Genomic DNA, 24523 nt, shown 5'->3' on the forward strand with positions numbered 1-24523 from the left:
GCCCAAAGGAAAATCCCTTCAGGCGGGCCGGTCAACGAACGAGAACTATCGGCGTAATAACTCGCTTAAGGCCTGGACGCAGGGTGACGTCAGCAGTTCAATATGGTTGCCTTCGCCACAGACACCACGCAACGTCGGCACCACCGCCTGCCAATCAGACAGCAGCTCAGGGGACGCTTCTTTCGCCATCACCAGAACCGGCGCCGTCGAAGGCAAGGCCGTGGGTCGGTAAGCGGTACGGATGTTGGTTGAGAAAACTCGATAAATCCCCGCCAGAGCCGACACCTTGGTCTGTTTCGGCAATATCCCCCGAGCGACCAGACGCTCCAGCATGACCTCCAACCGACGAGGCAGCGTCAGACTGGCAAGGCGCTCTTCCGTGAGTTCCAGAGAACATCCTCTCATTTCGAAAAGCTCAGCCAACGACATCAGCGCCTGGATATCCGTATACTCCCGAGTTCCAGGCTCGGGCGCATCGGAGTCGACCAGCACCAGCGATGCCGGCATTATTCCCGCCGCCTCCAGTCTGGCCGCCAGTTCCAACGCGACCCAGCCACCGAACGAATGCCCCAAGAGATGCACGGTCTCCGTCAGAGGGTAACGGCTCAGCGCCTGCTGGTAGCACGCCGCGGCCTCCTCCACGCTTGTGTGGGGCACTTCGTTGTCCCATAGCCCGCGCGGTTGCAGTCCCAGCACCGCCCAGTCGCCGGGCAGCGTCTGCACCAGTTCTTTAAAAGCGAACACGTTATCGCCCGCACCCGGAATACACAGCAGCGTCGGCCCGGCCCCGCTCCCAGCCTGCAGCACCACTAAGGGATCGTCGCTGCACTTCCGCTGTGAGCGGCAGGTCTGCAATGCTGCGCTAATCGCCTTGCCGACCTCCTGCACATAAGGCTCCGAGACTAAGCGCCGATGGTCGCCGGGCACCGGAATTCGGTGGATGTCCGACGTCGGCAGCACGCGATCCCAGCCAAGATAACGCCCGCCCTCGGCCGCCTCATCCTGAGCGATAAACAGATGCAGCATCAGCGGCAACGTCGGCGCCCGATACTGCGCTCGCAGCAATGCCAACCGGTGGCACAGCCAGCCACGGTAATAATCCGGCGACCAGTCCGCCGGGAAAATCCCCGCCTCGCGCCCGATATCATAATGATCTTCCAGCCTTCCCCGCCGCGCCCGCGCGATGGCATCAGGGGGGACAGCCACGGCGCCATCGGCGATAGCGTCCAAATCGCCGCGTACCAGAAACGCCAGCATCTCCTCCTCGTCGGTCATCGCCAACAGTTCATCCAACGGAACGACGAATCCCTGCGGCGAGTCCGGCAGCCGAGTGTCCAGCATGCCCAGAAATTCCACCGGCTGATCCTGCCCCAGCAGCTGCGCCGCTATCTCATATGCCAGCGTACCGCCAAACGACCATCCGAGCAGCCGATAAGGCCCCTCGGGCTGAGCCGCGCGGATAATCCGGACATAGCGTGCCGCAGCGGCCTCCAGCGTCGCGAAAGGCGGCTGACTGCAATCCGGCCCTGGCAGCCCGTAGACCGGAATATCCTCGGTAATGCAGGCGGTCAACAACGGCCCATAAAACAGTTCGCCGCTGGCTTCCGGCACAATGAACAGCGGCCGCTGTTCTCCCGTCGCGCGAAACGCGACGGCCCGATCGTGTCCGCGTTCCACCTGCGGGCTTTGGCTCTGCGCCGCCAGCGCCTGCAATTGCGGCGACGAAAACAGCGAGGATAGCGTCAGATGCACGCCCTGCCGCCGCGCATCATTGACAAGCCGCAGGGCCAGCAGAGAATGGCCGCCCAAGGCAAAAAAGTCGTCATAGCGGCTCACCTGCTCCACACCCAGCAAACGCTGCCAGATCGCCGCCAACGCGCATTCGATGTGCCCTTGCGGCGCTTCATAACCGCACCGCGCTCGCGCGCTGTCGTCCGGCTCAGGCAGCGCGGCGCGGTTCACTTTCCCATTGGGGGTCAGCGGCATATTCTCCAGCCGCACATAGGCGGAAGGCACCATATAGGCGGGCAGGCGCGCGCCGATCCGCGCCTGCAACGAGGCGATGTCGACCTCCGGCTCGGATGCGGTGAAATAGGCCACCAGCTGTTTTTCCTGAGTGGCCGTCGTCCGCACTATCACCACGGCCTGCGATACCTCGTCCAGCGCCTGTAGCGCCGCCGCAATCTCTTCGGGTTCGATGCGAAAACCGCGAATCTTCACCTGAAAGTCATTGCGTCCCATGAACTCGATATTGCCGTCGGACAGCCAGCGCCCCAGATCGCCGGTCTTGTACATCCGCGCCCCCGGTTCGTTCGAGAAGGGATCGGGCAGGAAGCGCTCGGTCGTCTGCTCGTCCAGATTCAGATAGCCGCGCGCGACGCCGGCACCACCGATATATAGCTCGCCGCTCACGCCGACAGGCACCGGTTGGCGATAACGATCGAGGATATAGATCGTGGTATTGGCGATCGGCCGACCGATCGGCATGCTCCCCGTTCCGGGATCCGCGTCGTTCATGCGGAAAGCCGTAGCGTAGGTGGTCGTCTCCGTCGGCCCATACATATGCAGGAAGTTCTGCGGCGGCCCGACGCGCAGCACCCGGCGTACAAACGTCAGATCGAGCGATTCGCCGCCGACCATCAGGTAACGCAGACCGGGAAGCACCGGTTGCAGCGTGTCGGCATATTGGTTGAACAGCGCGATAGTCATAAAGACGGTATCGACCCGCTGTCGCTGGAGTTCGGCCGCGAAGCGCACAGGATCAAGCACCGTATCCTGACTAAACAGCACGATGCAGCCGCCGTTAAGCAAGGGGCCCCATATCTCCATCGTACTGGCGTCGAACGCCGGATTGGCAAGGCAAGCCACGCGATCGCTCTGGCGGAAATCCGCGTAGCCGTTGTTGATGACCAGCTTCACGATATTGCGGTGTTCAACCATCACGCCTTTCGGGCGACCGGTCGAACCGGAGGTGTACATGATATAAGCGAGCTGGGAACCGTCGCACGGCGCGGATGCGACATGGCCCTCTTCTGCCCAGCCTGTACCGCCCGGTGACGGGCTATCCATATTCACCATCGCACACTCAAGCGGCAGTCCATCAAACACGTGACGCGTTTTCGAATCCGTAATCAGCACCTCGGAGGCGCTATCCGCCAGAATAAACTGCAAATGCGCCTGCGGATATCCGCCATCCAGCGGGACATAAGCGCCGCCTGCCTTGAGCGTCGCCAATATCGCCACGATAAGCTCGCCGCTGCGCGCCAGCGCGATCGCCACCCGACTGCCGGGCCGAACGCCGAGCGCGGCCAGCCGTCCGGCCAGTTGATTGGCCCTCGCATCCAGTTCGCCATAACTCATTTGCTGTTCACCCCACCTTATGGCCGATGCATTGGGATGCCGCAACGCCCGCTCCTCAAACAGCTCTGGCAGGCTCTTCTGCGTCGGGTATGCCGCCCGCGTCTGGTTGAAGTCGCCCAACACCCGCTGGCGCTCGGAGGAAGAGAGCAGCGGCAACGCTTGCACCGGTTGATTCGGCTCGGACGTCATGCCTTGCAGCAGCCGTACCCAATAGCGCAAATAACGCTTTATGGTGACGTCATCGAACAGAGAAACCGCATAATTTAAACGCCCTACCACCCGGTTATCTTCTTCGTGCAGTTCCAGAATGAGATCGCACTGAGCGGTCGCCGTGTCGTGATGCAGCGGGGAGAGCGTCAGCCCGGGCCACTCGGCGGATTCAACGGGAAGATTTTGCCACGCCAACATGGCCTGAAAGACCGGCCCGTGCGACAAACTGCGGGCGGGAGCCAGCGCTTCCACCACCTGTTCGAAGGGAATATCCGCGTGTGCCTGTGCGGCCAGCTGCGTTTCTCGGATCTGCGCGATCAGCGCGACGGTATCGGGCTCTGCGGACAGATCGACGCGCAGCGCCTGGGTATTGACTAACATGCCGATCAGCGGCTCAAGTTCGCACCGGTTACGCCCGGCGATGGGCGTGCCGACGACCACATCTTCTTGTCCCGACAGTCGGCTCAGCAGCGCCGACCAGCCCGCCAGCAGCGCCATAAACAGCGTACCGCCGCAGCGCTGACCCAAGGCCTTCAGCGACTGAGTCAGCGCGCTATCCAGTTCAACCGCCAGGCTCGCGCCGCGGTAGTCCTGCACCAAAGGACGAGGGCGATCGCTTGGCAGCGTCAGACAATCCGGGATCCCCTGCAACTGCGCCATCCAGTACGCTTGCTGAGCCTCCAGTACCTCGCCTTGCATCTGCTCGCGTTGCCACTCGGCGTAATCGCCGAACTGGATCGTCATCGCCGGCAGCGGATCGGGTTGGTCCTGTATAAACGCCGAATAGAGCGTGCGCAGTTCGTTCATCATCACGCCCAGCGACCAGCCGTCGGCGATGATATGGTGCAGCGCCAGGCGAAGCCAATGCTCCCGCTCCGTTACCCGAATCAGCTGTCCCTGCGCCAAAGGACCGGCCGTCAGGTCGAATTCGGGCGTAAAAGACGCGCGCTCGTCATGCATTTCACTCGCCGTCTTCATCTGCAACGGGAACCCTCGATCTTCCGGCTCCACCACCTGCACCGGCTCGCCGTCCCGGCACTCAATGTGAGTCCGCAACGCCGCATGACGAGCGACGATGCGATCCAGCGCGCGCTGTAGCGCCAGCACATTGAGCGAGCCTGTCAGTTTGATGCCCCCGGCAATAACATAGGCCGCGCTGGCGTTGGCATCCCGCTGCGTCAGGAACCAAATTCGCCGTTGAGCCAAAGACAGCGGCGGCGCTTTTTCGGTGCCGCGCGGAATCGTCGGCACCGGCTCGCTCTGCGTCGCCGCCTCCAGCACGGCGGCGACATCATGCAGCGCGGGACGCGCAAACAGCGTCGCCAGAGACAGCTCGCGCCCCAGTTCGTCGCGTAGTCGCGAGATCAGCTGCACGGCCAGCAACGAGTGTCCGCCCAGCGCGAAAAAGTCGTCGTACCGACTGACGTTTTCCACACCCAGAAGCGATTGCCATATCGCCGCCAACGTCGTTTCCATTTCGCCCTGCGGCGCGGCATAGGGCTGATGCGCAAACGCGGCCTGATCCGGGACCGGCAAGGCTTTGCGATCCACTTTGCCGTTCGCGGTGAGCGGCATCTCCGCCAGCGCCATCCAGGCGACGGGCAGCATATACGACGGCAGTCGGGCGCTGAGTCGTTCACGCAGACTTTCAACGCAGACCCCCTGGGGATCGTCGCTGGTGTAGTAGGCGACCAGCCGTTTTTCCTGCGTCTGCTCCGTCAGGAGCACCGCTTCGACCGCCGCTTCGCGGATCCCTTCGCAGGCCAGCAGCGCGGATTCTATCTCCCCCAGCTCAACGCGAAAACCGCGGATCTTCAGTTGGAAGTCATTGCGTCCGAGATAGTCGATCGTCCCGTCGCTCCGCCAGCGTCCCAGATCGCCGGTTTGGTACATCCGCGCTTCAGTCTCCTTCACAAATGGATCGGGCAGGAAGCGTTCGGCGGTCAAATCCGGACGATTGACATACCCGCGAGCGACCTGTGCGCCGCCGATGAACAGTTCTCCGCAAACGCCCGGCGGCACCGGTTCCCCCTGACCGTCCAGAATATAAACATGGGTATTGGCGATAGGCCGGCCGATGTGCAGCGATGCCTCGTCGGCGTGAATGACGCCACAGGTGGCGACGACGGTGTTTTCCGTCGGACCGTAGTTGTTGAACAGGGTAAAACGGGCTCCGGCGGGCGGGCGGCGTTTAAGCCTGTCGCCGCCGACCAGCAGCGCCCGCAGCGTGGACGGCGCCATATTCCGCGCGAACGCCAGCTCAGCGACGGGCGTCGGCAGAAAGCTGACGTCCAGCGGCTGCGCCGCCCACCATGTCAGCAGTTGCTGTGGATCGCGCGATATCTCCGGCGTCGGCATCACCACTCTGGCCCCGACCGACAGCGGCGGCCAGATCTCCCAGGCCGCGGCGTCGAATCCCAATCCCGCGACGCTGGACGAACAGTCTTGCGCCCGCAGCGCGAATGCCTCTTGGTGCCAGTGAACCAGATTAACGACATGCCGATGTTCGACCATCACGCCTTTCGGCTGGCCGGTCGAACCGGAGGTATAGATAAGATAAGCCGGATGATGAGGCGTCAGCCCCAGCGATTCCGTCGGAAGATTGTCCCGGGACGACGACGCCCAAGGCCGGTTTTCTCCCTCCAGCAAGACCAGCGTCACGGCCGACGGCAGCGCCCCCAAATGCTCGCGTACGTCGCGGCTTGTCACCAACGCCTGCGGCGCGCTGTCTTCCAGAATATAGGCCAGTCGTTTCGTCGGCAGCGCCGGGTCCAGCGGCACGTAGGCGGCCCCTGACTTCAACGCCGCCAGCAGTGCGACGATCAGATCGCAACCGCGATCCAGCGCGATAGCCACCCGATCGCCCGGCCCCACGCCCTGCGCCTTCAGCCAGTGCGCCAGCTGATTAGCCTGCGCGTTCAATTCGCCATAGCGCAGGCTCAGGCCGCCGCACAGTATCGCCTGCGCATCAGGTTGACGGGCCGCCTGCGTCTCGAACAGCGCATGCAGACTGCACCCGGCAGGATAGTCGGCGTGCGTGGCATTAAAGTCGCACAGTACCTGATGGCGCTCCTCTTCCGACAATAGCGGCAACGCCGTCACCGGCGTCGTCGGCGAAGAAACCATGCCGGCGAGCAGCCGCTGCCAATAGCCCAGATAACGGCGCACCGTGCTTTCATCGAACAGCGCGCTGGCGTAATACAGCCCTCCGCTGAGCTCATCACCTTGTTCGCTCAGGACCAGACTGAGGTCGAACGGGGACACCGTCGCCTCGTCCTGCAACTCCGTTACCGTCATGCCGGGCAGCGCCAGCGCCGCTTCCGGCGTATTCTGCAGCGTCATCATGACCTGAAAGATCGGGCTGTGAGACAGGTTACGGGACGGCGCCAGCATCTCCACGACCTGCTCGAACGGAATATCGGCGTGCGTCTGCGCCGCCTGCGCAGTCGCTTTCACCTGTTCCAGCAGCGAGATGGCATCCGGTTGGGCCGACAGGTCAACGCGCAACGCCTGCGTGTTGACGAACATGCCGATCAACGGCTCTACTTCACGGCGATGTCGGCCCGCGTTAGGTGAACCGATCACCACCTCTTCCTGCCCGGACAACCGGCTCATCAATGCCGCCCAGCCCGCCATCAGCGTCATATACAGCGTGGCATTCCCGCGCTGACTCAGCGCCTTCAGCGACTGCGTCAGTCCGGCGTCCAGCGATACCGCCACGCGGGCGCCGCGGTAATCCTGCTGCTGCGGCCGCGGCCTATCCGTCGGCAGCGTCAGACATTCGGGCACGCCGCGCAGCTGTTCCGTCCAATAACTCTGCTGCGCCTGCATCCGGTCGCCGCACAGATAACGTTGCTGCCAGGCCGCGTAATCTCCGTACTGGATCGGCAGCGCCGGCAGAGGATCGTTCCTTTGCTGATGAAACGCGGCATACAGCGCGCCGATCTCATTCATCAGTACGCCGAGGGACCAACCGTCGGCGATGATGTGGTGCAGCGCCAGCCGCAGCCAGTGTTCCTCTTCAGACACCGTGACCAGTTGAGCCAGCGCCAGCGGCCCTGTGGTGAGATCGAACGTCGGCGGGAAGCACGGTGGCTCACGCCGGTCGTCCAGCCCGGTCGCACTGAGCGGAAAACCGCGATCCTCCGCCTCAATCACCTGAACCGGCGTGCCGTCGCGCACCTCGATATGAGCGCGTAACACGGCATGCCGCGCATAAACGCGATCCAGCGCCTGGCGGAGCGCCGCCATATCCAGCCTACCCTCGAGCTTAACGCCGCCCGCCAGCACGTAGGCGTCCCCCGCCGCCGCGTCCATCTGGCTTAACACCCAGATTCGCCGTTGCGCCAAAGAGAGCGGAGCGTCTTCGCCTGCTTTCAAGGGGGGTATGTCGGTTAGCGTCTCCGCCGGCGCGGCGTCCAGCGCCGCGGCCAATGCGCCGATCGTCGGATGAGCGAACAACGTCTCCAGCGGCAGCGCCCGGCGCAGCGCTTCCTGCACCCGGGAAACCAGCTGCATCGCCAGCAGAGAGTGTCCGCCCAGCGCGAAGAAGTTGTCGTGGCGACTGACCTTCGGCACGCCGAGCAGAGACTGCCAGATCGCCGCCAGCGCCGTCTCCGTTTCCCCTTGAGGCGCTTCGTAGGGCTGCTGTGCATAGGCCGATTCATCCGGTGCAGGCAATGCCTTGCGGTCTACCTTGCCGTTCGGCGTTAACGGCACATTCTCCAGCACGACCCAGGCGGCGGGCACCATGTAGTCAGGCAGACGCTCGCTCAACGTCGTTCGCAGCGCCTCTGGAGTGAGCGCCGCGTCCGCTTCCGCCACGTAATACGCGACCAGTCGCGGTTCCTCGCTTTCTCCGCTCACCGCCGTCACTACCGCCTCGCGCACGCCTTCGCAGGCCAACAGCGCGGTCTCGATCTCGCCCAGTTCGATACGAAAACCGCGAATTTTGACCTGAAAGTCGTTACGCCCCAGATATTCGAGCGCGCCGTCGGCCCGCCAGCGCCCCAGATCGCCGGTTTGATACATACGGGCATCGGCATCGCGGCAAAAGGGATCGGGCAGGAAGCGCTCCGCCGTCAAATCGGCGCGATGGAAATAGCCCAGACTAACGCCATCGCCGCCGATATAAATCTCCCCCGGTACGCCGGGCGGCACCGGTTCCCCTGCCGCATCCAGCAGATAAACCCGCGTATTCGCGATGGGATGACCTATCGGTATCGATGTATCCTCCGCGCCAATACGCCACGTCGTCGACCAGACCGTGGTCTCCGTCGGACCGTACATATTCCACAGCGCGTCGACGCGCGGGAGCAACGCCGCCGCCAGCGCCGGCGAAAACGCCTCACCGCCGATCAATCCCGTCAAACCGGAGGCGCCAGGCCAACCGGCCGCCAGCAGCAGTTTCCACGTCGCCGGCGTGGCTTGAAACAGAGAGATCGCCTGCGCGTTCAGATATTGCCCCAGCTTCGCACCGTCCCGGCGCAGGTCGTCGCAGGCCAGATGCAGCTGACCGCCCGCGATTAACGGCAGGTAAATTTCCAGAACGTGAATATCAAAGGAGACGGTGGTGACTGCCAGCAGTCGGGTATGCGACGCCGCACGATGCTGACGCCGCTGACAGTGCAGGAAATTCACCACGGCCCGGTGCGGCACCGTCACGCCTTTGGGACGGCCGGTCGAGCCGGAGGTGTAAATAAGGTAGGCCGGATGATTCGCCGTCAGCCCACAATCCAGCGGGGGCAGATTGGCATCGGAGTACCGCGTCCACGGGCCTGTGTCCTCATCATACGCCAGCAGCGTGGCCGATCCTGGCAGTTCGCCCAGCGCGGCGCGCGTTGTTTGCGAGGCGATCACCGCAATAGGATCGCAGTCATGCAGCACCACGCTGAGTCGCGCCTGCGGCTGCGCCGGATCCAACGGCACGTAGGCGGCGCCTGTCTTAAGTACCGCCAGCAGCGAGGCGATTAGCGCAGGGCCGCGCGGCAGCGCCACGACCACCCGGGTATCCGGACCGGCCCCGTGCTCGACGAGCCAGTGCGCCAGTCGGTTAGCCCTTTTATTGAGTTCGCCGTAGCTCAGCGTCCGACCGTCGAATACCACCGCAATCGCATCAGGCTGCGCGGCGGCCTGATATTCGACCAGTTCATGTATGCAGGCATCGCGGGGATAGTCCGCCTGCGTCGCATTAACGTCGTCCAGCACCTGCCGCCGCTCATCGGCGGACAGTAACGGCAATGCCTTCACCGCGCAGTCAGGCCGCTCCGCCATGCCGCGTAGCATCCGCAGCCAGTAGCTCAGATAACGCCGTACGGTATCCGCATCGAACAGGGCCGTCGCATAGCACAGCGTCCCCTCGCATCGCCCTTCGGTTTCCGTCAGCGTTAGATTTAGATCGACCTGCGCCATCGTGGCTTCGCCCTCTACCGGCGAGGCGGCAACGCCGGGCAGCGTAAACGGCTGCTGCGGCGTATTTTGCAGCGACAACATCACCTGAAACAGCGGGCTATGGGACAGACTGCGGGTCGGCGCGACCGCTTCCACCACCTGCTCGAAGGGGATATCGGCGTGACGCTGCGCCGCCAGCGCCGTGTCTCGCACCTGCGTCAGCAACGCGGGCGTATTCAACGGCTCCGAGAGGTCGATTCTCAGCGCCTGTGTGTTGACGAACATGCCGATCAGCGACTCGACTTCGCGGCGGTGACGCCCGGCCGTCGGCACGCCGATGACGATATCGTCCTGAGCGGATAAACGGCTCATCAACGCCGCCCACCCGGCCAGCAACGTCATAAACAGCGTACAGCCGTGGCGCCGCGCCAGCGCTTGCATTCCGTTCAGCAGCTTCGCGTCCAGCGTCACCGAGACGCAGGCGCCGTCGTCATCCTGCATTCGCGGACGCGGGCGATCGGTCGGCAGCGCCAGACACGTCGGCGCGCCGCGGAGTTGCGTCCGCCAGTAGTTACGCTGAGCCTCCAGCCGGTCTCCACGCAGCTCCGCATGCTGCCACGCGGCATAGTCGGCATATTGAATAGGCAGCGGCGGCAAAGGATCGGGCAGACCCTGGCTGAAGGCCGTATAGAGGACGTTCAGCTCCCGCAAGAAAATGCCGAGCGACCACCCGTCGGCGATTAAATGATGCAGCGCAATGCGCAACAGATGCTCGTCTTCGCCCAGACACACCAGTTGCCCGCCCAACAGCGGCCCCTGTTCCGGATCGGGCCGTAGCGTAAAATGCGGTAGCGGTGCCGACGCATCCGATAACGTCCGCATTTCCAACACGAAACCAGTGTCGGCAGGAGCGATGTGCTGACGCGGCGTACCCGCCACATTCGTCACCCGCGTCCGTAAAATCTCATGACGGGCGACGATGCGGTTCAACGCCGCCTGCAGAGCGACGGTATTGAGCCGGCCACTGAGCCGATAGGCCATGCCCAGCAGATAGCGATCCGGCGCCGACGACTCCATTTGCGACAGGAACCACAGTCCGCGCTGGACGGGCGCCAACGGCATCCCGCCCTCGACACGCGGCGCGGGGGGGATGGGCTGTATCCTGCCTGCGCCCTTCGACTTCATCCCTTTGGCTTTCGCCAGCGCCAGCAGTTTGGCCTTTTGCTCCCGCGAGAGGGGCTGGACAGAGGATGGGGTTGCTTCCTTGTTCTGCATTACTCTTCTCCTTCCATTGATGCCGCCATATCCAGCAGCTCAGCAATATCGAACTGTTCGATGCTCAGGTCCAGAATCCGCTCGCTGAGCGCGCTCAGACTTGGATGGGTGAACACCTCCGCCAACGGCAGGTCGACATCCAGCTCGAGTCGTAGCCGAGATACCAGTTGCACCGCCAGCAGCGAGTGCCCGCCCAGCTCGAAAAAGTTGTCATGACGACCGATGCGCTCCACGCCCAGCAATGCCCGCCAGATTGCCGCCACGGTTAATTCAGTTTCATCCTGAGGCGCTTCGAACACTGCATGCGCAAACGCCTCATCACCGGGTTCCGGCAACGCATGGCGATTCACTTTGCCATTAGGCGACAGCGGGAATTCGGCCAACGCCACCCAGGCCGCAGGCACCATATACGCGGGCAACTGCGCCACCAGATGAGCGCGCATGGACTCGATGTCCGCACTTCCCTGGTAGTAAGCCACCAGCCGTTTTTCCCCGCCGCACTCACGCGGGATCACCACCGCCGCCTCAACGTCCGGGCATCCGCTCAGACAAGCTTCCACCTCTCCCGGCTCGATGCGGAACCCCCGGATCTTGACCTGATCGTCGTTGCGCCCCAGATAGTCGATGACGCCGTCCTTGCGCCAACGTCCCCGATCGCCGGTTTTGTACATGCGCGCGTCCGCGTCCGTAGAGAAGGGATCCCGTATAAATCGCTCGGCGGTCAGCGCCGGTTGATTCAGATAGCCTCTCGCCACGCCGACGCCGCCGATATAGATTTCGCCCGCCACGCCGACCGGCACGGGCTCGCCTTGTTCATCGAGGATATAGAGCCGGCTATTGGCGATAGGGCGTCCGATCGGCGGCTGGGACACCCCGTTCGAGGCTGTCGCCGGACAGACATACTCGCTCGACACATGCGTTTCCGCCGGACCGTACTGATTGTGAAGCCGGACATTCGCCGCGCGTTGGAACAGCGCGCGCACATCAGGACCGAGACGCAGCGCCTCGCCGCTGGCGATAATGTCCATCGCCGGCGGCACTCGCCCCGAAGCACAATACATCTGCGCCAGCGCAGGCAGGACCGAAGGGGGAATAAAAGCCCGCTCGACGTGGTGCTGCTCCAGCAGATCCGCCAGCCGCGGCATATCGAGCCGCACGTCGTCCGGAACGATAATTAACCGCCCTCCGCCCGTCAACGCGCTGAGGATCTCCTGGCTCGCCACATCGAAACCGAAAGAAGCGAACTGTAGCGTGACGCCGGCCGTATGCCGGTTCTGCCAATGGACCAAATTGACCAGCGGCGCGTGTGGCATAGCCACCCCTTTGGGGCGACCGGTCGAGCCGGAGGTGTAGACGATATAAGCCAGATGACGCGGGGACAGTCCGATCGTCCGCGGGTCCGGATTACTGCTCTCTGCCTCGACCCACGCCGGTTCATCCGCACTCAGAGCGACGATCGGCGGCAGCGTGGAACAGGACGCCAGCGAAGCGCGCCCTTCGTTGTCGCACAGGACCGCCCGCGGCGCGCAATCGGCGATCATATGAGCCAGTCGCTCGGCGGGGTAGAGCGGATCAAGCGGCACATAAGCGCCACCGGCTTTCAGTATCCCCAGTAGCGCCACGACCATCCCCGGCCCCCGCGTGACGCAGATCGCCACGCGATCGTCCGGACGCACGCCCTGATCCATCAGCCAGTGCGCCAGCCGGTTGGCCCGCACGTTCAGCTCGCCGTAGCTTAATCGCCGATCGCCGCAGACCAGCGCCGTCGCCGTCGGCTGCCGACGCGCCTGCATCTCGAACAATTCATGCAAACAATTGTCGGCCGGATAGGCGGACTCCGTGGCGTTGAACGCCGTGAGCACCCGCTGCCGCTCGGCGGCGGAAACCAGCGGCAGCGTCGTGACAGGCTGCATCGGTGTGGCGACCATCCCCCGCAGCAGCCGCTGCCAGTAGTCCAGATAACGCTGAGCGGTATCCTCATCAAACAGGGCGGTGGCGTAATACATCGTTCCTTCCAGCAGCCCGTCGGTCTCGCGTAATTCCAGATTCAGATCGAACTGGCAAGTCGCCGTCTCGTTGGGCAACGGCGACAGCCGCAGCCCCGGCAACTCAGGCGCCATCTCCGGCAGATTATGCAGCGCCAGCATCACCTGGAAAATCGGACTATGGGACAAAGTACGCACCGGCGCGACCGCTTCGACTACGTGTTCGAACGGAATATCGGCATGGCTTTGCGCCGCCAGCGTCGTACTCCTGACCTGCGCCAGCAGCGCCGCCGTGTCCATCTCCGGCGTCAGGGCGACCCGCAGCGCGAGCGTGTTGACGAACATCCCAATCAGCGGTTCGATTTCCTGCCGATCGCGCCCGGCGATGGGAGAACCGATCACGATGTCGTCTTGACCGGAAAGACGGCTCATCAGAGCCGACCAACCGGCTAACAACGTCATATACAGCGTGCAGCCATGTCGCTGGCTTAACGTCTTCAGCGCCTGAGTCAGGTTGGCGTCCAGCGTCAGAGTTTTATACGCCCCGGCAAAGCACTGCGTCGGCGGACGAGGTCTGTCCGTCGGCAGCACCAGATTATCCGGCGCGCCGTCCAGCTGTTCGACCCAGTAGCGTTGCTGCGCCTGCATGCTGGCGCCTTGCAGGTGTCGCCGCTGCCAAACGGCATAGTCGCCATATTGGATAGGCAGCGGCGGCAGCGGATCGGGCAGCCCCTGACTCAATGCGCTGTACAAGGTACACAGTTCGCGGATCAAAATGCCGACCGACCAGCCGTCGGCGATAATGTGGTGCAGCGCCAACCTCAGCCAGTGCTCCCGCTCGGAAATGCGGAGCAGTTGCCCCTGAGCCAACGGGCCGGCGGTGATAGACATGGACGGCATGAACGGTTCCGGTCGCTCCTGGCTACCGCTCATATCAAGCCGCTGCAGGGGAAAACCGCTCTCTACAGGAGCGATCGCCTGCACGTCGGCGCCGTCTCGGTGAACGATGTGCGTGCGCAGCGCCGCATGACGGGCCACGATACGATCCAACGCCTGTTGCAACGCGGCGGAGTCGAGCTCTCCCTGTAGTCGTATCCCACCCGTGATCATATAGGCCGCGCTGGCCGCCGGATCCATCTGCACCAACAACCAAAGGCGTTGCTGCGCCAGCGACAGGGGTGGCTCTGTCGCCGTCTGGGGCGAAATCACCGGCAAAGGCGGCACCTTCCTATCGCCCAGCGCCTCCGCCATCTCACTTAGCGTGGGATGCATGAACAGCGTTTTCAGGTCCAGTTCCCGCTCCATATCGCTACGTATGCGCGAGATCAACTGCACCGCCAGCAGCGAGTGTCCGCCCAGCAGGAAGAAGTTATCCCGGCGTCCAACCTTTTCCACCCCCAGCAACGTTTGCCAGAGGGCGGCTAATACGGGTTCCACCTTGCCCTGCGGCGCTTCATAGTGCTGTCTTATAAATGCGGAGTCATCCGGCTCAGGTAGCGCACGCCGGTCAACCTTGCCATTGGCCGTTAGGGGCAGGCTTTCCAGCGGCACCCAAGCCATCGGCACCATGTATTCAGGCAATCGCGCCAGCAGCTGTTCTCGCAGCGCATCGATAGAAGGTGCATTCGTACCTTTCTCCGCCAGATAGTAGGCGATCAGACGTTTTTCCTGAGCGGCGCCCCCCTGCGCGACCACCACGGCCTGCTGGATCCCCTCGCAGTGCAACAACGCATCTTCAATCTCGCCTAACTCGATGCGAAAGCCGCGGATCTTCACCTGGAAGTCGCTGCGTCCCAGAAACTCGATCGTGCCGTTCGCGCGCCAGCGCCCCAAATCGCCGGTACGGTACAGTCGTGCATGCGGCTCGGAGGAGAACGGGTCGGGAATAAAGCGCTCAGTAGTGAGATCCTGACGGTTGAGATACCCTCGCGCCACCTGCGCGCCGCCGATATACAGTTCCCCGCATACCCCCACCGGCACCGGCTGCATCCGCGCATCCAGAATATAGGTCTGGGTGTTAGCGATAGGACGACCAATATGCAACAGCGCTTCGTCGGCGCTGATTTCTCCGGAGGTCGCCACCACGGTGTTTTCGGTCGGGCCGTAGTTGTTTATCAGGGCGAAGCGCGCCCCGGCATACGGCTGGCGGTTCAGACGATCGCCGCCGACCAGCAGCGTGCGTAGCGTGGCCGGCGCGACCTCCCGCGCCATCGCCAGTTCGGCGACGGGCGTCGGCAGAAAACTCACGTCGAGCGGCTGCGCGCTCCACCACCCCAGCAGTCGATCCGGATCGCGGGAGATCGCCGGCGACGGCAACAGCAGCCGCGCCCCTGCCGACAACGCGGGCCAGATTTCCCACGCCGCCGCGTCGAACCCCAGCCCCGCCAGGCTGGATACGCCGTCCAAAGGACGAAGCGCAAACGCCGCGCAGTGCCAATGCACCAGATTAAGAATGTTGCGGTGCTCGACCATGACGCCTTTCGGGTGGCCCGTCGAACCGGAAGTATAAATGAGGTACGCCAGATGAAACGGCGTCAGCCCCAACGTCGCCAGAGGGATATTTTCCTGCGCGCAGCGCGTCCACGGACGGGCATCGCCGTCAATGACGAGCGTGCGAGGATCGTGCGACCGTTCGCCGAGTCGGCCGCACAGCGCGCGACCGGTGATGATCGCCTGCGGCCCGCTGTCTTCCAGCAGATAGGCCAGGCGCTCAGCGGGCGTCGCCGGGTCGAGCGGCACATAGGCGCCCCCGGCTTTCAGCGTCGCCAGCATGGCGACGATCAGATCGCAGCCTCGTTCCAGCAAAATCGCCACCCGTCCGTCCGGCCGAATGCCCTGTTCTATCAGCCAGCGTCCCAGTTGGTTAGCGCGCCGGTTCAGCTCGCCGTAGCTCAGGCGCTCTCCATCGCACTCCACCGCCGTCGCGTCCGGCTGTCTCTCCGCCTGCCCCTCGAACAGCGTATGCAGGGCATCGCCGACCGGATAGTCGGCACGCGTGGCGTTGAAGCCGAACAGCAACTGACGGCGTTCGACGTCGGGCATCAGCGGCAACGTCTGTACCGGCTGATGCGGATCCGCCGTCATCCCCCGTAACAGCGCATGCCAGTAGCCCACGTAGCGCTCGGCCGTGGCGGCGTCAAACAGTGCGGTGGCGTAGTAGAGCCGTCCGGTGATCCGACCGCCGGTCTCACGAAGATCCAGACTGAGATCGAACTGAGCCGTCTCCACGGCATCGGTCAGTATGGACGTCTTCAGCCCCGGCAGCGCTAACGCCACGTCCGGCGTATTCTGCAACGCCAGCATCACCTGGAATACCGGGCTGTGAGACAGACTGCGGGCGGGCGCCAGCATCTCCACCACCTGCTCGAAGGGAATATCCGGATGTCCCTGCGCCGCCAACGTCGTCGCTTTCACCTGCGCGAGCAGCGCGACGGTATCCGGCTGCTCCGATAAATCGACGCGCAGCGCCAGCGTGTTGACGAACATGCCGATCAGCGGCTCCAGCTCTTGACGGTCGCGACCCGCCACCGGGCTGCCGATCACGACATCTTCCTGACCGGACAAACGGCTCATCAGCGCCGACCAGCCCGCCAACAGCAGCATGAACAGCGTCGCGCCATGATGGTGACTGAGCGACTTCAGATCCTGCGTCAGCGAGTTATCCAGTTCGAATTCCACGCTGGCGCCGCGATAGTCCTGCACCGGCTGGCGCGGCCGGTCGCTGGGCAGCGTCAGGCAGTCCGGGATCCCGCGCAGCTGTTTCGCCCAATAAGCTTGCTGGGCTCTCAGCACATCGCCTTGCATATGTTGCTGCTGCCAGGCCGCGTAGTCGCCGAATTGGATCGCCAGCGGCGGCAACGGATCGCCGTCTCCCTGACTGAACGCGGCGTACAGACTTTGCAGCTCCTGAAGAAAAATACCGACCGACCAACCGTCGGCGACCAGGTGATGAAACCACAAACGCAGGTGGTGCTCCTGTGCGCCGACCGCCATCAGCTCGCCATAAGCCAGCGCATCCGTGGCGAGTTCAGAGGCAGCATCCGATGAAGCCCCCGGCGCATCCGACGTCATGCATCGCAACGGGAAGCCTGCGCTCTCAGCGTCGATAATCTGCATCGGCGTGCCGTCACGCTCGGCAATACGGGTACGCAGCGCGGCGTGACGCGCCACGATGCGATCGAGCGCCAGCGCCAGCGCCGCGACGTCCAGCTCGCCCTCCATCCGGATCGTGAATGAGATGACGTATGCCGCCCGCGCGGTGTCATCCATTCGCGATAGAAACCACAGTCGTTGCTGCGCCAGGGATAGTGGAGGATGAACGCCCTCCGCCACCGGTAGGATATCGGGCAAATGCCCGGTCGGCGCGATGTCTAACGCGGCCGCCAGTTCATGCAACACCGGACATTCAAACAAGGTTGCCACCGGCAGTTCCCGCTGTAGTTCGCTGCGCACGCGGGAAATCAGCTGCACCGCCAGCAGCGAGTGACCGCCCAGCGCAAAGAAGCTGTCGTGTCGCCCGACCTGCTCTACGCCCAAGACTGAGCGCCAGATTGCCGCCAGCGTCGTTTCCGTGTCGCCCTGCGGCGCCTCATAAACCTGATGTTCGAAGGCATCAAGATCCGGGGCGGGCAGCGCGGAGCGATCCACTTTACCGTTTAGCGTCAGCGGCACGGAGTCCAACACCACGTAAGCCGCCGGCACCATAAATGCCGGTAAGCGTTGACCGAGCTGAGCCTTAAGCGCATCCGTCGCCAGAACCTGTCCGCGCTGCTCCGCCACGTAGTAGGCGACCAACTGCTTGTCCTGCGTCTTCGTGCTCATGGCCGTCACCACGGCTTGTTTTACGCCGTCGCAGGCTTGCAGCGCAGATTCGATCTCCCCAAGCTCGATACGGAAACCGCGGATCTTGACCTGAAAATCATTACGACCGAGATACTCCACCGTGCCGTCTTCACGCCAGCGCCCCAGATCGCCGGTGCGGTACATCCGCGCCCCCGCCTCACCGCTGAACGGGTCGAGCGGGAATCGCGCTTCCGTCAGCTCGGGCTGATTCAGGTAGCCGCGCGTCACCCCGGCGCCGCCGACGTACAGTTCGCCCGCCACGCCCAGCGGCACCGGCTCGCCACGGCCATCCAGGATGTACATCCGCAGGTCCGGCAGCGGCCTGCCTATCGGGCTTTCCCCCGCCGGCATCCCCGCCGACAGCGGACAGTGCGTCACATGCACCGTCGTTTCGGTGATGCCGTACATATTCACCAGCTGCGTATCTACGTCCGGGTTCTGCCGATACCACGGCGCCAGCGCCGCCACATCCAGCGCCTCTCCGCCGAAAATCACGTAGCGCAGCGCGTGACGCTCATCGCTGTCGGCCTGCGCCGCCGTCAGTTGGCGGAATACCCCCGGCGTCTGGTTCAGCACCGTCACGCCTTCCCGGCACACCAACTGATACAACGCCTGCGGCGAACGCGTCACCGTCTGCGGCACCACCACCAGACGTCCGCCGTGCAGCAGTGCGCCCCAGATTTCCCACACCGAGAAGTCAAATGCATAAGAGTGGAACAGCGTCCAGATGTCCCGATGGTCGAAGTCGAAAAGTGTTTGCGTCGAGCTCAGCAGCCGGGTGACGTTGCGGTGCTCCACCATCACGCCCTTGGGCTGGCCGGTGGAGCCGGAGGTGTAGATGATGTAGGCCAGATGATGCGGCGTCAGGCCCAGCGAGGCGACGGGGATGTTCTCCTCCGAATGGCGCGTCCAGGAATGCGCGTCGTCGTCCAGCACCCTCAGCGGCAGCGCCGGCGGCAGATCGCCCAGCGACGGCAGGCTGCTGCTGCAGGTCAGCAACACCTCGGGCGCGCTGTCCTTCAGCATGTACTGCAAGCGCGCCTGCGGATAGCCTGGGTCCAGCGGCACATAGCCCGCACCGGCCTTGAGCACGGCCAGAATCGCCACGATAAGCTCGCTGCCGCGCGGCAGTGCTATCGCTACCCGGCTGTCGGGCTGTACGCCCTGCGCCATCAGTTCGCGGGCCAGTTGGTTGGCGCGGCGGTTCAGCGCGTCGTAGCTCAGCGTGCGGCCTTCAAAACTCACCGCCACGGCCTGGGGCCGGGCCTTGGCCTGCTGTTCGAACAGCTCATGGAGACAGTGGGGAGACGGGGTTGAACTGACCGATTCACCGCCTTCCGCGCTAAGCTTCGTCCGTTCCGCTGCCGGTAAGATACCGACCGCGCACAGGGGACGCGTTGCATCGTCTCGCAGTGCCTGGGTCAGATTTTCCAGCGCCGTTTGCATATAGTCGGCCACCCGTGCAGCATCGACCGTCGAACAAGACTGCACCGTCAGAGTCAGACCGGACGCCTGATCGTCGACATTCAGCAACAAAGGATAGTTGGTGCGCTCGTCCGCACTCAGCACCTCGATTCCTTCCGCCATCGTCATCACCTTGTCCTGAGGATTAAGGTCGGTATGACGATAGTTCAGCAGCGCGCTGAACAAGGGTGCCGGCGCGGGTATGCCGCTGCACCGTTGCGCCAGAGAAAGGGAAGCGTGTTCGTGCCTCAACAGCCCGGCCAATCGCGTTTGCGTTTGACTGAGCGCCTCTGTCACCGAACAGTCCGCCAGCGTCAACCGCAGCGGCAGCGTATTGATGAACATCCCCAGCGCCTGTTCCGCTCCGCCCTGCAGACGCCCGATGAGTACCGTGCCGAAGACCACGTCTTCACGCCCGGAGAGTACGCTGACCACGCGTCCCCAGGCCAGATGCACCAGACTGGCGACGCCGACGCCGTGGACTTTGCCCTGCTCACGCAACGCGGCGACAAGCGCGGCGGGCAACGGTACGATCGCTTCTCGGGTTTCTCGACCGTCCTGCTGATTGTCCGCTAAACCGTAAGGCAGCGTCGGTTCCGTCACCGTGCCCAATAGTTGATGGAAAAAGGCTTCCTCCATCGCGGCGTTACCCCCCTGCCGCACCTGCGCGACGTGGCCGCGGAACTGGTATGGCGTCGGCAGCTCGGCGGCGGCGTCCCGCAACAAGACCAGCGCTTCGTTGACCAGCAGTTGCAACGACGTCGCGTCATCGACTAAATGATGGTACAGCAAGGTCATCAGCCAACGGTCATTGGGCCTATCTTCGGCGATCTGCGCCGCCAGCAGCGGCGCACGATCAATATCGATTCGTGCGGGCCGTGCGTTCAGCAGTTGATCGACTGGACATCCCGCTTGGGGGCTAATTTTAACGTGGCTCACCGGCAGCGTCGCCGTGCGATACACGACCTGCATCGGCTCACGGAGGCCTTCCCAACACATCGCGGTGCGCAGTACGTCATGACGAGCCATCACGAGATTCAGCGCCTGAATGAAGTTATCCAGCCGCGCCCGGCTATCAAACGCCATCAGGATATGCAGCAGATAAGGATCCTGACGCGCAGACGTCAGAGAGTGGTACAGAAGCCCTTCCTGCAGGGGCGTCAGGGGATAGATATCCTGCACCGCCGCCGCGCCGCCGGGCACCGTCGACACGATCCGGTCGATCTCGCTTTGTGAGAGCGTCGCCAGCGGCAACATGGCCGGCGTGATCTGCGTACATCCTATCGGGATCGCGCTATCAGGCGCGGTGACTTCATGCGTTCCGCCAACCGCCGTCGCCAACGATGCCAGCGTCGGCTGTTCAAAGAGCACCCGGACGTCCGCATTCAGACCGACAGCGCGCATCTGGCGCATGAGCCCAACCGCCAGCATAGAGTGGCCGCCCAGCTCAAAAAAGTTGTCATGCCGGCCGACCTGCGGCACATCCAGCAAGTCTTCCCAAATTTGCGCCAACGCGCCCTCTACCGGACCTTGCGGCGCGGCGTAAGTACGCATGGCGCGCGCATCCGCATCAGGCGACGGCAGCGCCCGGCGGTCCAACTTACCGTTAAGGGTCAACGGCAAGCTCGCCAGACGCACATAGGCGGCTGGCAGCATATACTCCGGCAGCGTCTGGAACAGAAAGTCGCGAAGCGTCTGTGCGCTGGGTTCATCCACGCCAGCCTGTGCGGCAGGGACGAAATAAGCGACCAGTTGCGCGCCTCGGTCGCCCTCTTCTCTGGCCACCACCACGGCGTTGTCCACCTGCGGATGGGCCGCCAGGCGACTTTCTATCTCCCCAAGCTCGATACGGAAACCGCGGATCTTGACCTGAAAATCATTACGACCGAGATACTCCACCGTGCCGTCTTCACGCCAGCGCCCCAGATCGCCGGTGCGGTACATCCGCGCCCCCGCCTCACCGCTGAACGGGTCGAGCGGGAATCGCGCTTCCGTCAGCTCGGGCTGATTCAGGTAGCCGCGCGTCACCCCGGCGCCGCCGACGTACAGTTCGCCCGCCACGCCCAGCGGCACCGGCTCGCCACGGCCATCCAGGATGTACATCCGCAGGTCCGGCAGCGGCCTGCCTATCGGGCTTTCCCCCGCCGGCATCCCCGCCGACAGCGGACAGTGCGTCACATGCACCGTCGTTTCGGTGATGCCGTACATATTCACCAGCTGCGTATCTACGTCCGGGTTCTGCCGATACCACGGCGTCAGCGCCGCCACGTCCAGCGCCTCTCCGCCGAAAATCACGTAGCGCAGCGCGTGACGCTCATCGCTGTCGGCCTGCGCCGCCGTCAGTTGGCGGAATACCCCCGGCGTCTGGTTCAGCACCGTCACGCCTTCCCGGCACACCAGCTGATACAACGCCTGCGGCGAACGCGTCACCGTCTGCGGCACCACCACCAGACGTCCGCCGTGCAGCAGTGCGCCCCAGATTTCCCACACCGAGAAGTCGAATGCGTAAGAGTGGAACAGCGTCCAACTGTCGTGGTGGTCAAAATCGAAAAGTGTTTGCGTCGAGCTCAGCAGCCGGGTGACGTTGCGGTGCTCTACCATCACGCCCTTGGGCTGGCCGGTGGAGCCGGAGGTGTAGATGATGTAGGCCAGATGATGCGGCGTCAGGCCCAGCGAGGCGACGGGGATGTTCTCCTCCGAATGGCGCGTCCAGGAATGCGCGTCGTCGTCCAGCACCCTCAGCGGCAGCGCCGGCGGCAGGTCGCCCAGCGACGGCAGGCTGCTGCTGCAGGTCAGCAACACCTCGGGCGCGCTGTCCTTCAGCATGTACTGCAAGCGCGCCTGCGGATAGCCTGGGTCCAGCGGCACATAGCCCGCACCGGCCTTGAGTACGGCCAGAATCGCCACGATAAGCTCGCTGCCGCGCGGCAGTGCTATCGCTACCCGGCTGTCGGGCTGTACGCCCTGCGCCATCAGTTCGCGGGCCAGTTGGTTGGCGCGGCGGTTCAGCGCGTCGTAGCTCAGCGTGCGGCCTTCAAAACTCACCGCCACGGCCTGGGGCCGGGCCTTGGCCTGCTGTTCGAACAGCTCATGGAGACAGTGGGGAGAGGAGAATACTGACGCGGATGTGGTATGCCACCGTCGCATCAAGGCCAGTTCTTCAGGCAACAGTAGCGCAAACTCTCCGACGGGCCGGCCAGGTTCAGCGGCAGCTGAAGTGAAAAAGTGGCTCAGACGACGCAGATGCCATGTTAGCGTTCCTTCTTGATAGAGCGCGGCATTGGCGTTCAAACACAGCTCGATTCCCCCGTTTTCCCCTCGGTCAAACAGCGTGATGGAGAGGTCGTCTACCGGCCCCAGCAGAAGATTATGAATTTTGGCCTCGGTTCCTTCAAAACACAGCGACTCGTTGTGGCAAGGGAGAATATTAATCAGTGTGGAAAACAGCGTTTCCCGCCCAGCCGCCATCCCCAGATCGGCCTTCAACGCTTCATACCGGTAGCGTTGATGCCGCGAGACTTCAAACACGGCGCGTTTTGTCTGTTCGATCCCAGCGGACAATGTGGTTGCCGGACTTACGCTCAACCGCAACGGAAGTACGTTGCTGACCATGCCGGGGTAACGGCGTAACGCCCTGCTTACGCGAGTCGTCATTGGCATCCCCAGCAGCAATTCTTCTCGACCCGTGACCCTGTGTAGATAGAAGGCAACCAGCGTAATCAACAATTCCGGCAACGAGATTTTACACTGTTCCGCCACACGTCGAAGCCGCTGCTGAGTCTGCTCGGGGAGATAGTGCTGCCGACGCAGTATATCTGCGCATCGGGCCTGCCGACCGGATACGCTCACCGGGTCCGGCCTATTCGCAAGCCGTTCCAGCCAGTATTCCCGATCGTGACGTGCGCGGGGAGAGGTCTCGTAGTCCTGCTCGATCTTCTGCGCCTGCGCAAGCCCGACAAAGTCACTGTCCGGAGCCCTTTCTCCGGTCGAGAACGCGGCGTAGCGTTCCGCTACCCGCTGAATAAATAGCGACACGCTATAACCATCCATGACGATATGGTGGTAACACTGGTAAAAGAGAAAATGTTCCGCCGCGATCTGAATCAGCGCGAACGAAAAGAGCGGCCCTTGTTCCAGGTCGAAAGGCTGGTCGCACGCCGCGGCCATCCACTGGTTCGCCTTCTCCATCGGGTCGCTTTCCTGACAGAAGTCGAGCACGGGAAAACGCCAGGGCGACACCATGTCCGTTGACTGGGTGACGTCAAGGGACGAAATCTGTAAACGCACCCGCAGAGATTCCGTTTCCTGAACAGTGGTTCTTACCGCCATTTCAAAACGTTGTGGGTTAAGCGCAGTCGGTATGTCCAAATATTCGGCAACGTTAAAAACTTTAGCCTTGGCGTCAGGATTGAGGTGCTGAGCAAACCAGATGCCTTGTTGAGCACGACTCAGGGGGTGAATGAATTGCGCTTCCCGTGTCAGACGGGGCTGCATATCGAAAATTGACATAGGATTCCTTTCTTACATCGTTAAATTAGGTCAATAACCAAAAATCAACATCAACTTACTCACGACTCATTATTCCAGCCATATTAATTTCCAAAGTAATCATTGCTTCGTCATTAATTAACATCAGCAGGTAAACCGGTTAGAAATAGCAAAACCCATCTCAATAATGAGACCGAGAAAAAGCCATCGTTGCGGAAAATACAAAACTGCTGACTGAAGCGAGAAAACAAGGCCAGAGAAACAGATAATGACAAATATCGTAGGGCGCATTGTCGCCAGGCTGGCATCGGATTAAACACATGAAGACCACAGCTAACAGAAAAAAGTAGAGACAAGAGTAGCGTGACAACATTGAATCAAGACTTTCCCGCCACTTTTGTTGATTCACATCATGGATGAAGGTCAGACAAAAGCATTCAACAACTGCTACCGCAATATAAAAAACCAATAAAATCAAAATAAAAACACAAAAAAATATAAAAATCGTA

The 24523-nt window shown here is 62.7% G+C and carries 2 protein-coding genes; both read right to left on the reverse strand.

Annotated features, from left to right (window positions below; all coding sequences use genetic code 11):
- Nucleotides 1–45 precede the first annotated feature (45 nt).
- Nucleotides 46–11235, reverse strand: coding sequence for a non-ribosomal peptide synthetase (locus I6N93_RS13620; protein WP_085687812.1), 11190 nt, complete (start codon nt 11233–11235; stop codon nt 46–48).
- Nucleotides 11235–24035, reverse strand: a complete 12801-nt coding sequence (locus I6N93_RS13625; RefSeq protein ID WP_197669165.1) for a non-ribosomal peptide synthetase — start codon at nt 24033–24035, stop codon at nt 11235–11237. The genes I6N93_RS13620 and I6N93_RS13625 overlap by 1 nt, the downstream gene beginning before the upstream one ends.
- Nucleotides 24036–24523 lie beyond the last annotated feature (488 nt).

The organism is Lonsdalea populi (assembly GCF_015999465.1).
GTDB classification, from domain to species: Bacteria; Pseudomonadota; Gammaproteobacteria; order Enterobacterales; family Enterobacteriaceae; genus Lonsdalea; species Lonsdalea populi.

Excerpts from the sequence above, each read along its gene's own strand:
- I6N93_RS13620 (WP_085687812.1), bottom strand. The coding sequence starts at position 11,235 with ATGCAGAACAAGGAAGCAACCCCATCCTCTGTCCAGCCCCTCTCGCGG.
- I6N93_RS13625 (WP_197669165.1), bottom strand. The coding sequence starts at position 24,035 with ATGTCAATTTTCGATATGCAGCCCCGTCTGACACGGGAAGCGCAATTC.